At 73.6% G+C, this 13,024-nt stretch carries 15 protein-coding genes; 4 read left to right on the forward strand and 11 right to left on the reverse strand.

Translation table 11 applies throughout. The features are described from left to right. Nucleotides 1–972: Gfo/Idh/MocA family oxidoreductase (locus ABZY33_RS30500; protein WP_356494934.1), on the reverse strand; the 972-nt coding region annotated here is incomplete at its 3' end. Between the two features lie 197 nt (nt 973–1,169). Here ABZY33_RS30500 and ABZY33_RS30505 point away from each other — a divergent pair. Then, a complete protein-coding gene (locus tag ABZY33_RS30505) occupies nt 1,170–1,634 on the forward strand; it encodes a hypothetical protein (RefSeq protein ID WP_356494935.1) in 465 nt (154 codons plus the stop codon). A gap of 37 nt (nt 1,635–1,671) precedes the next feature. Here the strand turns inward: ABZY33_RS30505 and ABZY33_RS30510 are convergent, their stop codons facing one another. The 7 genes from ABZY33_RS30510 to ABZY33_RS30540 all read right to left on the reverse strand — a co-directional run bounded on the left by ABZY33_RS30510 (nt 1,672) and on the right by ABZY33_RS30540 (nt 7,772). Continuing rightward, entirely contained in the window at nt 1,672–2,247 is a 576-nt protein-coding gene (locus ABZY33_RS30510; protein ID WP_356494936.1) for a hypothetical protein, read from the reverse strand. An 87-nt stretch (nt 2,248–2,334) separates the two neighbouring features. Continuing rightward, nucleotides 2,335–3,018 carry a uracil-DNA glycosylase gene (ung, locus tag ABZY33_RS30515; protein WP_356494937.1) on the reverse strand — a complete coding sequence of 228 codons (684 nt, stop codon included), beginning with the start codon at nt 3,016–3,018 and terminating at the stop codon, nt 2,335–2,337. A gap of 120 nt (nt 3,019–3,138) precedes the next feature. Beyond that, nucleotides 3,139–4,716, reverse strand: a complete 1,578-nt coding sequence (locus tag ABZY33_RS30520) for an ABC transporter substrate-binding protein (protein WP_356494938.1) — start codon at nt 4,714–4,716, stop codon at nt 3,139–3,141. 171 nt (nt 4,717–4,887) lie between these two features. After that, the gene (locus ABZY33_RS30525; protein ID WP_356494939.1) at nt 4,888–5,655 is read right to left on the reverse strand and encodes an SDR family oxidoreductase; all 768 of its coding nucleotides are present in this window, start codon (nt 5,653–5,655) and stop codon (nt 4,888–4,890) included. A gap of 17 nt (nt 5,656–5,672) precedes the next feature. Beyond that, a complete protein-coding gene (gene fabG, locus ABZY33_RS30530; RefSeq protein WP_356494940.1) occupies nt 5,673–6,434 on the reverse strand; it encodes a 3-oxoacyl-ACP reductase FabG in 762 nt (253 codons plus the stop codon). A 145-nt stretch (nt 6,435–6,579) separates the two neighbouring features. Next, the gene (locus ABZY33_RS30535; protein ID WP_356494941.1) at nt 6,580–6,963 is read right to left on the reverse strand and encodes a DUF3037 domain-containing protein; all 384 of its coding nucleotides are present in this window, start codon (nt 6,961–6,963) and stop codon (nt 6,580–6,582) included. Beyond that, nucleotides 6,960–7,772, reverse strand: a complete 813-nt coding sequence (locus tag ABZY33_RS30540) for a HipA family kinase (RefSeq protein ID WP_356494942.1) — start codon at nt 7,770–7,772, stop codon at nt 6,960–6,962. Before ABZY33_RS30540 ends, ABZY33_RS30535 begins: the two co-directional genes overlap by 4 nt. Nucleotides 7,773–7,880: 108 nt before the next feature. On the opposite strand from ABZY33_RS30540, the gene ABZY33_RS30545 reads away from it, so the two are divergent. Continuing rightward, nucleotides 7,881–8,333 carry a Rieske (2Fe-2S) protein gene (locus tag ABZY33_RS30545; RefSeq protein ID WP_356494943.1) on the forward strand — a complete coding sequence of 151 codons (453 nt, stop codon included), beginning with the start codon at nt 7,881–7,883 and terminating at the stop codon, nt 8,331–8,333. Here the strand turns inward: ABZY33_RS30545 and ABZY33_RS30550 are convergent. Continuing rightward, on the reverse strand, nt 8,320–8,961 hold the full coding sequence (locus ABZY33_RS30550) for a cysteine hydrolase (protein WP_356494944.1): 642 nt from the start codon (nt 8,959–8,961) through the stop codon (nt 8,320–8,322). The genes ABZY33_RS30545 and ABZY33_RS30550 overlap by 14 nt on opposite strands. A gap of 137 nt (nt 8,962–9,098) precedes the next feature. Here ABZY33_RS30550 and ABZY33_RS30555 point away from each other — a divergent pair, with 137 nt between their 5' ends. Next, nucleotides 9,099–9,566, forward strand: a complete 468-nt coding sequence (locus ABZY33_RS30555) for a pyridoxamine 5'-phosphate oxidase family protein (protein ID WP_356494945.1) — start codon at nt 9,099–9,101, stop codon at nt 9,564–9,566. A 50-nt stretch (nt 9,567–9,616) separates the two neighbouring features. On the opposite strand, the gene ABZY33_RS30560 is transcribed toward ABZY33_RS30555, so the two are convergent. Beyond that, nucleotides 9,617–10,537: a LysR family transcriptional regulator gene (locus ABZY33_RS30560; protein ID WP_356494946.1), complete on the reverse strand. Its 921-nt coding sequence runs from the start codon at nt 10,535–10,537 to the stop codon at nt 9,617–9,619. A gap of 75 nt (nt 10,538–10,612) precedes the next feature. On the opposite strand from ABZY33_RS30560, the gene ABZY33_RS30565 reads away from it, so the two are divergent. Beyond that, entirely contained in the window at nt 10,613–11,662 is a 1,050-nt protein-coding gene (locus ABZY33_RS30565) for a DMT family transporter (RefSeq protein WP_356494947.1), read from the forward strand. On the opposite strand, the gene ABZY33_RS30570 is transcribed toward ABZY33_RS30565, so the two are convergent. Then, nucleotides 11,653–12,993 carry an aminotransferase class I/II-fold pyridoxal phosphate-dependent enzyme gene (locus ABZY33_RS30570; protein ID WP_356494948.1) on the reverse strand — a complete coding sequence of 447 codons (1,341 nt, stop codon included), beginning with the start codon at nt 12,991–12,993 and terminating at the stop codon, nt 11,653–11,655. The genes ABZY33_RS30565 and ABZY33_RS30570 overlap by 10 nt on opposite strands. Nucleotides 12,994–13,024: the final 31 nt, after the last annotated feature.

The raw sequence follows: 13,024 nt of genomic DNA on the forward strand, positions 1-13,024 counted from the left end.
GCCGACCCTCGTGTGCGGATCGGGCCCAACCGAGCAGAACCTGGTGTGCGTGGTCGCGTACGTCTGGCTGTCGTAATGTCTGCATCCAGCCGCTGCGACCCGCTCGCACAGTTCGTGCGTGGCGAGCGCGTCGCGGGCGCTGACCACGCGACCCGCGCGCACGGCGTCGAGGAAGGCGAGCACGACCTGCTCGATACCGCGCTGGCGGGCGACGGGCACCCAGTCGCCGCGGCGGCGCACGGTCGGCTGGCCCTTGTGGTCGATGACATCGGCGAGGTTGACGACCTGCCTCTTCGTGTCCTGGCCGGACACTTCGAGGATCTCTTCGGTGGAGCCGCTGAGCCGGTTCATCACGCCGAGCGCGGTGAAGCCGTCCCCCGCGAGCTGGAGCACGACGTGGTGCAGCAGGCCGTCCTCGACGCGGGCGCGCACGGTGATGTCGTCGACCGGGCCGGGCACGAGGAAGCGCAGCGTGTCGACGACGTGGATGAAATCGTCCAGGATCATCGAGCGCGGCTCCTCGGGGAGTCCGACCCGGTTCTTCTGCAGCAGGATCAGCTCGCGCGGGTGCTCCCGGCACTGCGCGTACCCGGGGGCGTGGCGCCGGTTGAAGCCGACGGCCAGGCTGACGCCGTCCTCCTCGGCCCGGCGCACCAGCCTTTCGGAGTCGGCGAGTTCGTAGGCGAGGGGCTTGTCGACGTACGTGGGGACGCCCGCTTCCAGGAGCCTCGTCACGATCTCGGGGTGCACGGCGGTCGGCGCGTGCACGAACGCCGCGTCGAGCCCCTGCGCCAGCAGCGCGTCCAGGTCGGCGTGGCGCCGGTCGGGCGGGAGGTGGAACTGCTCGCCGACGTGCGCGAGGGTCGCCGGGGTCCGGGTCTGCAGATGCAGTTCCACCCCGGCCAGCGTGGTGAGCACGGGCAGATAGGCCTTCTGCGCGATGTCCCCGAGTCCGATGCAGCCGACCTTCACGTCCGTGTACTCCTCTGTAGCCCTGCCCCGTCGCGTCCGGGCAGCATACGGGGCCGGCCGCGGCGCCACCGGCCCGCGCACGCCCCGCACGGCGGGCTCGGCGCCCGGGTCCACCCCGGCACGCCCCGTCACCCGTGCGGGCCAACCTCGGCCGCTCGGGTTCCCCTGCCCCCGGCCGATCCAGCAGAGTGGCGCGGGTGCTCCGAAAGCCCAGCTCAGCCGCGCTCCTGTGGACGGCGGCCGCCGCCGTCACCGCCACCGCCGCGTCCGGATGCGTGAGCGTCCGCGCGCCGGCCGCCCCGGCGCCGTCCGGTCCGTCCGTCACGGCTCCGGTACCCCGCGCCGAGGGCCACCCCGGCCGGCCGGTGGTCCAGGCCCCGGCGCGGGAGGCCCTGAAACGCACGGGCGCGTCGCCACGGCCCGCCCCCGCCGCCCCGCGCACCGCGGCCCCGGCCCCTCCGCCGCGTCCGGCGGCACCGGCGCGGCGCGCGGCCCCGCGTCCGAAGGCGCAGGCACCCGCGCCCCGGCGCGCGCCCGCGCCCGCGGCCACCCCGAAGGCTCCCCCGGTCACGGCCGACGTCTGTGCGCTCGGCCGCAAGTACGGCGGCTGGGACCCGGACAGCCCGCAGTCCGTCATCTGCCGCGGCGCCTACGGCGGTTGACACTCGGCCGGGGGCCCGTGCCACTGGCCGTGCCCGCTCAGCTCCCGCTGCGCGGCGGTCCCAGTGGATCGCCGCCGGGGCGACCGGGGCCGCGTCCGGCCTCCCCGGCCGGGCCGGTCTCGTCGTCCGCGCCGTCCGGCAGCGCCGCCACCCGCTGGGCGAGCCGGCGCAGTGCGGCGCGCACCCCGTCGCCGTACCCGTCGTCGCCGAGCGCGTCGACCACCGCCCAGGCCCGGTCCAGCTGGCCGCGGGCCGCGCCGGGGCGGCCCAGCTTCACGTAGTCCGCCGCCAGGTTGAGGTGGAGGGACGGGTACAGGGCCCGCAGCGCGAGGGACCCCTCGTGCGCCGCGAGCCGCTCGCCGGTGAGCCCGTCGGCGGCGGACAGCGCCCGCAGGTCCCAGGCCAGCTCGTCGGCCGGGTCGTCCTGGGTGTCGGCCATGTAGTGCGCGAGGGTGCAGCGGTGCAACGGGTCCCCGTCCTCACCGATCTCCGACCACAGGCCGAGGAAGCGGTCCCGCGCCTCCTCGCGGTCCCCGGCGTGCGCCAGCATGACCACCTGCCCGATGCGGGTCATCATGGCGTCGTCCGCCGCCTGCTCGCGCTCGTCTGCCACCTGCTCCTCCAAGTCCTTGACCGGTCGCGCGCCGGTCGCGGTGTCCGACGCTAACGGCCGCCACCGGCCATCGGGGGCAGGCGCGGCTCAGCCCAGATCGGGGATGCGCCAGTCGATCGGCTCGTGGCCCTGCGCCGCCACCGCCGCGTCGATCTGGGAGAAGGGCTGCGAGCCGAAGAACTTGCGCGCCGACAGCGGCGAGGGGTGGGCGCCCTTCACGACGATGTGCCGCTCGGTGTCGATGAGCGGGAGCTTCTTCTGCGCGTAGTTGCCCCACAGGACGAAGACGGCCGGGTCGGGGCGGTCGGCGACGGCCCGGATCACGGCGTCGGTGAACTTCTCCCAGCCCTTGCCTTTGTGCGAGTTGGCCTCGCCGGCCCGGACCGTCAGCACCGCGTTCAGCAGCAGCACGCCCTGCTCGGCCCACGGCATCAGGTAGCCGTTGTCCGGGATCGGGGTGCCCAGCTCGGCCTGCATCTCCTTGTAGATGTTCCGCAGCGACGGGGGCGTGCGCACGCCCGGCCGCACCGAGAAGCACAGGCCGTGGCCCTGGCCCTCACCGTGGTAGGGGTCCTGGCCGAGGACCAGCACCTTCACCTGGTCGTACGGCGTCGCGTCGAGCGCGGCGAAGACCTCCTCGCGCGGCGGGTAGACGGGTCCCCTGGCCCGCTCCTCCTCGACGAACTCGGTGAGCTCCTTGAAGTAGGGCTTCTGCAGTTCCTCGCCGAGGACGCCGCGCCAGGACTCGGGCAGCATCGCGGTGTCGGTCACGTCAACAACCTCCGGGGTACGGGCACCTGCCCGGCCGCGTGCGTGTCGCCACGCACGGGCCGCTTTCGATATCCACGAACCTACCCGCGCCCACTGACAACGAGCGCCCCGAGTCCGCTCTCACCAGCTGGTCTTGCGCTGGAGCTCCCACATCATCATGATCGTCGACGGGTCGAGGGCGCGTTCGCCGCCGGATATCTCCTCGCTCGCGGCGATGTACTGCTTGCCCTGCCACAGCGGCAGCAGCCGGGCGTCGTCGGCCATGATCTGCTGGGCCCGCTCGAACTGCCGCACCACGGCGCCCCGGTCGCTCTCGCCGCGCGCCTGCGGCAGCAGGTCCTCGGTGATCTCGGGCGACTCGTAGGGCGTGTTCAGGGCGTTCTCCCGGCCCACGAAGGGCGCGATGAAGTTGTCGGCGTCCGGGAAGTCGGGGAACCAGCCGCGCCCGAACACCGGGTACTCACCGGCGCGGTACCCGGCCTCGTACGTCTTCCAGGGCCGGCTCTTGAGTGTCACGGTGAACAGCTTCGAGGCCTCCAGCTGCTCCTTGAGCGCTTCGAACTCCGGCTGGGTCGCCGAGCCGTAGCGGTCGGTGGTGTACCAGAGGGTGAGCGGCACCGGAGCGGTGATGTGCGCCGCGGCGAGGATCGCGGCCGCCTTGGCGGGGCTGGGGTCGCCGAAGTCGTCGAAGAAGTCGGTGGTGTGGCCGGCCAGGCCCCGCGGGACCATGGAGTACAGCGGTTCGACGGTGTCCTTGTATACCTCGTGCGCGAGGGCTCCGCGGTCGACGACCTGCGCGACGGCCCGGCGCACGGCGCGCTTGCCCGCCCACGGGTCCTCCGGGTTGAAGACGAGGTAGCTGATCTCGGTGCCCGCGCCCTCGACGAGCTGCAGCCCCTCGGCGTCCCGCTTGCCCTGGAGGTCGACGACGTCCTCGGCGGCCAGCCCGCGGAAGGTGGCGTCGATCTCCTTCGCCTTGAGGGCGGCGACCATCTGCGCGGACCGCTGGAAGTAGCGGATCGTCACGGCACCGTTCTTGCGGTCCGCGAAGCCCTCGTAGTGGGAGTTGCGGACGAGCCGCGCCTCCTTGTCGTCCGTGTAGGCGGCCAGCGCGTACGGGCCGGAGCCGGTGACCCGGCCGTCCGTCCGCAGCTTCCCGGCCGGGTACTCCTTGGGGTCGACGAGCGACATCGCCGGGGTGGCGAGCACGAACGGGAACGTCGCGTCCGGCTTGCGCAGATGGAACGTCACGTCGCGCTCGCCCCGCGTCTCGACCCGGTCGAGGCTCCCGAGCAGGCCGGCCGGCCCGCCCTTGACGCCGATCCGGCGGATCCGGTCGATGGAGTACTTCACGGCGGCCGCGTCGAGCCGGTCGCCGTCCGAGAACCGCAGATCCTCGCGGAGTTCGCAGTGGTAGACGCGGTTGCGGGAGTCGCTGAAGGAGCACGCGGCGGCGTCGGCCTCCGGTTCCGCGGCGCCGGAGGGGAAGGCGACGAGGGTCTGGTAGACGTTGCGGAACAGCTCCCAGGAGCCGTCCCAGGAGGCTGCGGGATCGAGGGTGCTCGGGGCGCTGGTGGTGCCCACCACGATCGGCTTCTCGTCCTCGGCGGAGCCGGAGTCCAGCAGACCGCACCCGGCGACCAGGGCGGCCGCCGCGGTCACCACCAGAGTCCGCGGGGCAAGCAACCGTCTGAACACGCGCACGCTCCTCGATCGGCCATGCCAAAGGTCGGCAGACCATACCGCAGTGCCCCGCCGGGTCAACTACCTGTCCCGGCGGGGCACTTCAGCGGCGCGGGCCGTATGCCGGCCTCGGCGGCCGATGGCCGCGTCGTCGGCCGGCGCTCGCGCGTCTTCGGCTCTGTCGCGTCAGGCGACGCCCGCGTTGAGGAAGATGCCGCCGTCCACGACGAGCGTCTGCCCGGTGATCCAGTCGGCCTGGTGCGAGGTGAGGAAGGCGGCGGCGCCGCCGATGTCCTCGGGCACCCCGAGCCGGCCCAGCGGGTAACCGGCCGCGGCCTCGGCCTCCCGGCCCTCGTACAGGGACTGCGCGAACTTGGTCTTCACGACGGCCGGCGCGATGGAGTTGACCCGCACCTTCGGGGCGAACTCGTGGGCCAGCTGGAGCGTGAGGTTGACCATGGCGGCCTTGCTCATGCCGTACGCGCCGATGAAGGGCGAGGCCGAGACGCCGGCCACGGAGGCGATGTTGACGATCGCCCCGCCGTGCTCGCTCTGCCACGCCTTCCACGTCTGCTGCGCGAACCCGAGCGCGGAGACCACGTTGGTCTCGAAGACCTTGCGGGCCACGTTCAGGTCGAGCTCGGCCATCGGGCCGAACACCGGGTTCGTACCGGCGTTGTTGACGAGGAAGTCGACGCGGCCGAACGCCTCCATGGTGCGTTCGACGGCGGCGGCCTGGTGCGCCTCGTCGTGGGCCTTGCCCGCCACGTAGATGACACGCTCGGAGCCGAGGCGCTCCACGGCCTCCTTGAGCGCGTCCTCGCCGCGGCCGGTGATGCAGACGCGGTCGCCGCGCGCGACGAAGGCCTCGGCGATGCCGTAGCCGATACCGCGGCTCGCGCCGCTGACGAGCGCGACGTCGCCGGACAGGGGCGGGAGTGGGGAAGTCGTCATGTCGGTTGCCTCCGGGCCTAGTTGAGCGGTCCGCCGGCGACGTACATGACCTGGCCTGAGACGAAGCCGGCCGCGTCGCCGGTGAAGAAGGCGATGGCGTTGGCGATGTCCTCGGGGCGGCCCACGCGCTGTACCGGGATCTGGGTGGCGGCGGCGGCCTGGAACTCCTCGAAGCCCATGCCGACGCGGTCGGCGGTGGCCTTGGTCATCTCGGTGACGATGAAGCCGGGGGCGACGGAGTTGGCGGTGACGCCGAACTTGCCGAGTTCCTTGGCGAGGGTCTTGGTGAAGCCCTGCAGACCGGCCTTGGCGGCGGCGTAGTTGACTTGGCCGCGGTTGCCGAGCGCCGACGAGGAGGAGAGGTTCACGATGCGGCCGAACGTGGCGTCCACCATGTGCTTCTGGACGGCCTTGGACATCAGGAACGCGCCGCGCAGGTGCACGTTCATGACCGTGTCCCAGTCGGAGGCGCTCATCTTGAACAGGAGGTTGTCGCGCAGGACGCCCGCGTTGTTCACGAGGATGGTGGGGGCGCCGACCTCGTCCGCGATGCGGGCGACGGCGGCCTCGACCTGCGCCTCGTCGGAGACGTCGCAGCCGACGGCGAGCGCCTTGCCACCGGCGGCGGTGATCTTCTCGACGGTGTCCTTGCAGGCGGCCTCGTCGAGGTCGATCACGGCCACGGCGCGGCCCTCTTCGGCCAGCCGGACGGCGGTGGCGGCGCCGATGCCGCGCGCCGCTCCCGTGACGATCGCTACGCGCTGCTCAGTGGTGGACATGCTCTCGGTCTCCTCGCCCTAGAGGGCGGCCGCCTCGCCCGGAACAGGTGAGCGACCGCTTAGTACCCTGTGCGGGTGACGCTAGAAGCCCTGGCACGCGGTGTCAACGTACCCGCCGGGTGCCCCTGATCACTCGGTCCGCCGTTCAGCGCACCAGCAGGTCGAGCAGGCGCTCCGCCTCGGCCGCCGGATCCGCCGTCAGGCCGGTGTGCACGGGCCCCGGCCGCACCACGGTCGAGCGCGGCGCGATCAGCCACCGGTAGCGGCGTCCCGCGTCGTCGGCCGCCGCCTGACCGGCGCTCTCGCCGCCCCGGCAGTGCCGCTCGACGGCGTCCAGGAGCGCGCGGACGCCGACCACGTCGGCCGCCGGGTCGAGGGCGAGCAGGCGGGCCTCGTCGAGATGGGTGAGCGCGGTGACGTAGGACCGGGCGCGGCAGTACAGGACGACGCCTGCGTTCATCCGCTCCCCGCGTTCGACGCGCGGCACCACCCGCAGCAGGGCGTACTCGAAGACGTCGCGCTCGTTCATCGTGCCTCTCCTCGCGTCACCCAGCCGGTCGTCCCCGCGGGCCCGGCCGGGCCGCCCGCGGGCAGCTCGACGCGGTCGTGAATGGTCGCGGCGCGCTCCGCCAGCAGCTCGACGTACGCGCGGCGCACCGCGTCGGGGCTCTCGAACCCCGGCTCGTCCGCGAGCCAGACGTCGGGCACGTCGGCGGCCGCCTCCGCGAGGAGGTCCCCGGTGACCAGCGGCGCGAGCGCGGCGGCGGCCGCGGCGACATCGGGTGCGAACGGCGCGAGCGCGTGGTCGGTGGCGTCGTAGGGCCGGTCCGTCCAGGCGGCCGCGGTGCGCCAGTTGTGGTGCCAGATCATGGTGGCGCCGTGGTCGATGAGCCACAGGTCGCCGCCGTGGACCAGCAGGTTGGGGTTGCGCCAGGACCGGTCGACGTTGTTGACGAGCGCGTCGAACCAGACGACGCGCCCCGCCTCCTCGGCGTCCACGGTGTACGCGAGCGGGTCGAAGCCGAGCGCGCGCGGCAAGAACCGCATCCCGAGGTTGGTGCCGCCGCTCGCTTTGAGCAGCTCCTGCACCTGCGGGTCCGGCTCACCGAGGCCGATCACCGGGTCGAGGCCGAGTGTGACCAGCTCCGGCACCCGCAGGCCGAGCCGGCGCGCCAGCTGCCCGCAGATCACCTCGGCGACCAGTGTCTTGCGGCCCTGTCCCGCGCCCGTGAACTTCATGACGTAGGAGGTCAGATCGGAGGCCTCGACCAGGCCGGGCAGCGAGCCGCCCTCCCTCATCGGGGTGACATAGCGGGTCGCCGTGACATCGGTGAGCATGCGCCCAGGTTAGGAGATCGGCACCGCGTTGAACGCTCCGGGATCACCGCACGTACGGGAAAGCACCCCCACGGGATCCAGGTCCGCCCACCGAAAGGAAACCAGAGCATGACCGCAGCACAGGAATCCGTCTCCCCCGGCGCGGCCCCCGCCCGCCGGACCGTCGTCGCGGCGGTCGGCGCCGCGGGGCTCGCGGCGGCGCTGAGCGCGTGCGGCGACGAGAAGGGCGGCGGCGCCGAACCCGCGGGCAAGGCCGCGTCCGCCAGGGCCGGCCGCTCCGAGCTGGCCAGGACCTCCGACATCCCGGAGGGCGGCGGCAAGGTCTTCGCCGACGCGGGTGTCGTGGTGACGCAGCCGAAGAAAGGCGAGTTCAAGTGCTTCACCACCACCTGCACGCACGCGGGATGCGCGGTGACCGAGGTGGCGGAGGGCACCATCGACTGCCCGTGTCACGGCAGCAGGTTCTCGATCGAGGACGGCAGCGTCACGAACCCCCCGGCCACCCGGCCGCTGCCGGAGAAGAAGATCACGGTCAGCGGCGACTCGATCAGCCTCGCCTAGGGCGCTTCCACGCGGCCAGCACGTCGGGCGTCGTCGTGACGGTGGCGACGAGCGCGAGCGTGTGCCGGATCATCGCGGGGATGTAGTCCGCGGGCACCCCCGCGATCGCGTCCTTGGGGACGACGACGGTGTAGCCGAGGTTCACGGCGTCGAACACGGCGTTCGGTATGGCTACGTTGGCGGAGACGCCGGTGACGACGAGGGTGCGGCAGCCGAGGTTGCGCAGGAGGGGGTCGACGTCGGTGCCGGCGATCGGTGACAGGCCGTGCAGGCGGCGCACGACGAGGTCCTCGTCCGCGACCTCGATCGGCGGGGCGATCCGGACGGCCGTGGACCCCGAGAGCTGCTGGACGGGGAGGCGTTCGGCGGCACGGAAGAGCCGGCCGTTGCGGTTGGCGCCGCGGCCGTCGGGGCGGCGCTCGGCGACGGCGTGCAGCACCTGGACCCCGGTGTCGTGGGCGGCGGCCACGAGCCGCGCCACCTGGATCAGCGCCCCGGACTTGCGTGCCTGCGCGGCCAGTTCGGGCAGGGCGCTGTCGGTGCCGACGACGCCCCGCTGGCACTCGACGGTCAGCAGCACGGTGCTCGCCGGATCGAGCAGTTCCGCCAGGTTCTCGCGCGTCGCCATGGCTCCCCCTGTACGCTGGCCGGCTCGTCGGCCCTGTGGTGGGTGCTGGAGACTAGCCACCGTTGCGCGGACACGGAAGAGGCCGCATGCTGCCTTCCTGACGAACCGTCACCGTTGGACGACGAACAGGGGCGCCCATGACCGACACCCAGCGCCGGGGCCGCAGGATCATGATGACCCCGCGGGAGCGGGACACTTTCCTGGCCGGGCAGCGCACGTGCCGGGTGGCCACGGTGTCGGCGGACGGCACGCCGCACGTCAGCCCGCTCTGGTTCGTCTGGGACGGCACGTCGCTGTGGCTGTACTCCCTGGCGCGCAGCCGGCGCTGGGCCGATCTGCGGGCCGACGGGCGGGTGGCGGTGGTCGTCGACGCGGGTGAGGCGTACGGCGAGTTGCGCGGGGTGGAGCTGTCCGGGCGCGTGGCGTTCGTCGGCGAGTCCCCGCGCACGGGCGAGGAGTGTCCCGAACTCGACGCGGTGGAGCGGGAGTTCGCGCGGAAGAATTTCGGCATGGCCGAGATGGTCCACGACGGCCGGCACGCCTGGGCCCGGCTGACCCCCGACAAGATCGCGTCCTGGGACTTCCGCAAGCTGGCGGATCTGTAGGCTCCGCGCGCCGGGACGGCTCCTTGCGGGCGCCGTCGTCGGGGCGCGCGTCAGTCCTGGCCGGCCGCGCGGCCGAGGTCGGCGCCCGCCTTCCGCAGCGCCTCCACGGCCGCCCGGATCGAGGGGCGCCGGTCGGCGTCCGCGCGCCAGACGACGTAGACATGGCGCCGCACCTGCTGACGGACCGGCACCGTCACGACGCCTCGGGGCACCGGGTCGCGGCCGAGCAGCGGCGCCACGCACACGCCCAGTCCGGCGGCGACCAGGGCGAGTTGGGTGTGGGTCTCGGCGGCACGGTGGCCGACCCGTGGTTCGACGCCCTGGGCGCGCAGCGTGAACAGCAGCCACTCGTGGCAGAACTCGCCGTCGCCCCAGGTGATCCACTCGTCGTCGGCGAAGTCCTCCAGGCGGACCTCGGCGCGGTCCGCGAGCGGATGCCCCGCGGGCATCGCGATGTCCGCCGGGTCGTCGAGGATGCTCGCCTTGGCGAGCCCGCCGGGCAGCGGCATCGGCTTGTTGTGCCAGTCGAGCACGACCGCCATGTCGAGGTCGCCGCGGATCACCCCGGCGATGCCCGCCTCGGGCTCCAGCTCCTGGGAGCGTACGCGCAGTTGCGGGTGGCCGGCGCGCAGGGCGGCCAGCGCGGCGGGGAAGAGGCCGCGCGCGGCGGTGGGGAACGCGGACAGGCGCAGCTCCCCCACGACCTGGCCGCGCTGCGCCTCCAGGTCGGACTGGGCCAGCTCGACCTGCGACAGGATGCGCGCACCGTGGTCGGCGAGCAGCCGTCCGGCGTCGGTGAGCCGCACGCCGCGCCCGTGCTTGGCGAGCAGCTGCTGGCCGGCCTCGCGCTCCAGCTTGGCCATCTGCTGCGACACGGCCGAGGTGGTGACGTGCAGGGCGTCGGCGGCGCCGCTCACCGAGCCGTGCCGGGCGAGCGCGTCGAGCACCCGTAGCCGCTCCAGGTTCAACATGTAAGCGATGCTAAGCGATACCGAGCACAGAATCTCGCTTGTGCTAAGAGAACGGCGCACGCGATCCTTGCGGTCATGAGCACCGCCACCCCTGCCGGGGCCCGCACCGCACCGGCCTCCCAGCGCCCGATCCCGACCTCGACGCCGGCCCCGCTCCCGGCCCGGCCGCGCCACGCCCTCGACTGGCGGCTGCGCTTCGGCGGGCTCTCCCTCATCTGGGGCTTCAGCTTCCTGCTCATCAAGGTGGGCACGGACGGGTACGCCCCCTTCCAGGTCACCTTCGGGCGGCTGCTGTTCGGCACGGTGGTGCTGGCCGTGGCGATGGCCGTGAAGCGGGAGCGGCTGCCGCGCGGCGCCCGTACGTGGGGCCACCTCGCGGTCGCGGCGTTCCTCCTGAACGCGCTGCCCTTCTCCCTGTTCGCCTTCGCCGAGGAGACGATCCCCTCCACGCTGGCCGGCATCTGCAACGCGACGTCACCGTTGTGGGGCATGGCGCTGTCCCTGGTCGCCCTCTCGGAGGACCGCCCGACCCGGCGCCGGGTCGCGGGCCTCGGCCTCGGTTTCCTCGGGGTGCTGACGGTCCTGGGCGTCTGGCAGGGCTTCCACGGCCTGGACGTGACGGGCACGGCGCTGGCTCTGCTCGCCTCCTTCAGCTACCCGGTCGGCTGGATCTACCTGCGCCGTACCCTCGCGCACACCGGTCACTCGCACCTGTCCATGACCGGCGCCCAGCTGTTGCTGGCCACCGTCCAACTGGCCGTCGTCACCCCGCTGTTCACGTCCTGGCCGCGCCACTTCGCGGTGGTCCCGCTCCTGTCCGTCGTCGCCCTGGGCGCCCTGGGCACGGGCCTTGCGGTCCTCATCCAGTACGGCCTGGTCGCGGAGGTCGGCCCGACGACCGCGCAGATGGTCACGTACTTCATCCCGGTCATCGCCACCGCGGCGGGCGTCGCCGTCCTCGGCGAGTCCCTGACCTGGTCGACCCCGGTCGGCGCGGTGATCGTCCTGGCGGGCGCGGCCCTCACCCAGTCCCGAGCCACCCGGAGCCGCCCTGACGCCGATGACCCCGCCGGGTCCGGCGTCGTCCCTCCCGCCCGGCCGACAGCTCCTTCGCGTCAGGCGTAGGACCTCCCCGGCGCAGGCCCGGTGGCCGCCACCGCCGCCGCCACCACGTCCGCCACCACCCCGATCTCCGCGGGGGCCAGCCGGGACACGGTGATCCGCACGCCCGGCCCGGCGCCCATCCGGAACCGGGCGCCCGGCGCCACCGCCCAGCCCGCGTGGAGCAGCCGCGCCACCGCGCCGGTCTCGTCGGGCACCGGGATCCACACGTTCATGCCGCTGCGCCCGTGCGCGGTGACGCCCCGCTCGGCGAGGGCCGCGATGAGCGCGTCGCGCCGCGTGCCGTAGGAGGCGGCGACGGTCCGCGCATCCACGGCACCGCTCGCCCACAGCTCGGCGACCGCCCGCTGGACGACGCGGCTGACCCAGCCGGGGCCGAGCCGCTGGCGGCCGCGGACCCGGTCGACCGTGCCGGGGTCTCCGGTGAAGACCGCGAGCCGCAGGTCGGGGCCGTACGCCTTGGCGACGGAGCGGACGAACGCCCAGTGGTGGGTGACCCCGGCCAGCGGATGCGGCGGCAGATCGACGATGCCGTGCCCGTGGTCGTCCTCGATGAGCAGCACGTCCCGGTGGCCCGCGAGCAGGGCCCGCAGCGCCCGCGCCCGCCCCGCGCTCACGGCGGCGCCGGTCGGGTTCTGCGCCCGGCCCGTCACGACCAGGGCCCGCGCCCCCTCGCGCAGCGCCGCCCCGACGTCGTCCGGCAACGGCCCGTCGTCGTCCACTCCGACCGGCACCAGCCGCAGACCGAGGGCGGGCACGAGGTCCAGCATGCTGCCCCATCCGGGGTCCTCGACGGCGACCGCGTCCCCCGGCCGCAGGTGCGCGACGAGCACCCGCTCGATCGCGTCCAGCGACCCGGACGCGACGGCCACCGGCCCGTCCGGCACCCCGTCACGCGCCAGGTCGGCCCGGGCCCGGCGCACCAGCTCCGGGTCCAGGGGATCGTCGCCGTAGAGCACCGGCGCACGGTCCGCGGCGGCGGCCGCGGCGGCGAAGGCCTCCACGAGCGAGGGCAGCAGCGCCGTGTCGGGGTTGCCGTCGGACACGTCCCGCACCCCCGGCGGCACGTCCACCCTGATCCGCTCCCGCGCGCTGGTGGCCGGCTTGGGGCGCACGCGGCTGCCCCGGCGGCCCGCGGTCTCGATCACCCCGCGCTCGCGCAGGGTGCGGTACGCGGCGGCGACCGTATTGGGATTCACCTCCAGCCGCTGCGCCAACTCCCGCATCGGCGGCAGCAGTTGTCCGGGCTCCAGCTCCCCTTCGGCCACCGCGCGCTCGACGCTGGCAGAAATCTCCGCCGCGCGCCGCCCAGTGATCGGATACTCTTCTAGCACAAACCACAGTTTGCACTAGTGCAATGGAGTC

The sequence above is a fragment of the Streptomyces sp. NPDC006552 genome, assembly GCF_040611655.1.
Lineage (GTDB): Bacteria > Actinomycetota > Actinomycetes > Streptomycetales > Streptomycetaceae > Streptomyces.

Bases quoted from the DNA above. Each gene is read 5' to 3' on its own strand.
- ABZY33_RS30525 (WP_356494939.1), bottom strand. From the start codon at position 5,655: ATGACGACTTCCCCACTCCCGCCCCTGTCCGGCGACGTCGCGCTCGTC.
- fabG (WP_356494940.1), bottom strand. From the start codon at position 6,434: ATGTCCACCACTGAGCAGCGCGTAGCGATCGTCACGGGAGCGGCGCGC.
- ABZY33_RS30535 (WP_356494941.1), bottom strand. From the start codon at position 6,963: ATGAACGAGCGCGACGTCTTCGAGTACGCCCTGCTGCGGGTGGTGCCG.
- ABZY33_RS30540 (WP_356494942.1), bottom strand. From the start codon at position 7,772: ATGCTCACCGATGTCACGGCGACCCGCTATGTCACCCCGATGAGGGAG.
- ABZY33_RS30545 (WP_356494943.1), top strand. From the start codon at position 7,881: ATGACCGCAGCACAGGAATCCGTCTCCCCCGGCGCGGCCCCCGCCCGC.
- ABZY33_RS30550 (WP_356494944.1), bottom strand. From the start codon at position 8,961: ATGGCGACGCGCGAGAACCTGGCGGAACTGCTCGATCCGGCGAGCACC.
- ABZY33_RS30555 (WP_356494945.1), top strand. From the start codon at position 9,099: ATGACCGACACCCAGCGCCGGGGCCGCAGGATCATGATGACCCCGCGG.
- ABZY33_RS30560 (WP_356494946.1), bottom strand. From the start codon at position 10,537: ATGTTGAACCTGGAGCGGCTACGGGTGCTCGACGCGCTCGCCCGGCAC.
- ABZY33_RS30565 (WP_356494947.1), top strand. From the start codon at position 10,613: ATGAGCACCGCCACCCCTGCCGGGGCCCGCACCGCACCGGCCTCCCAG.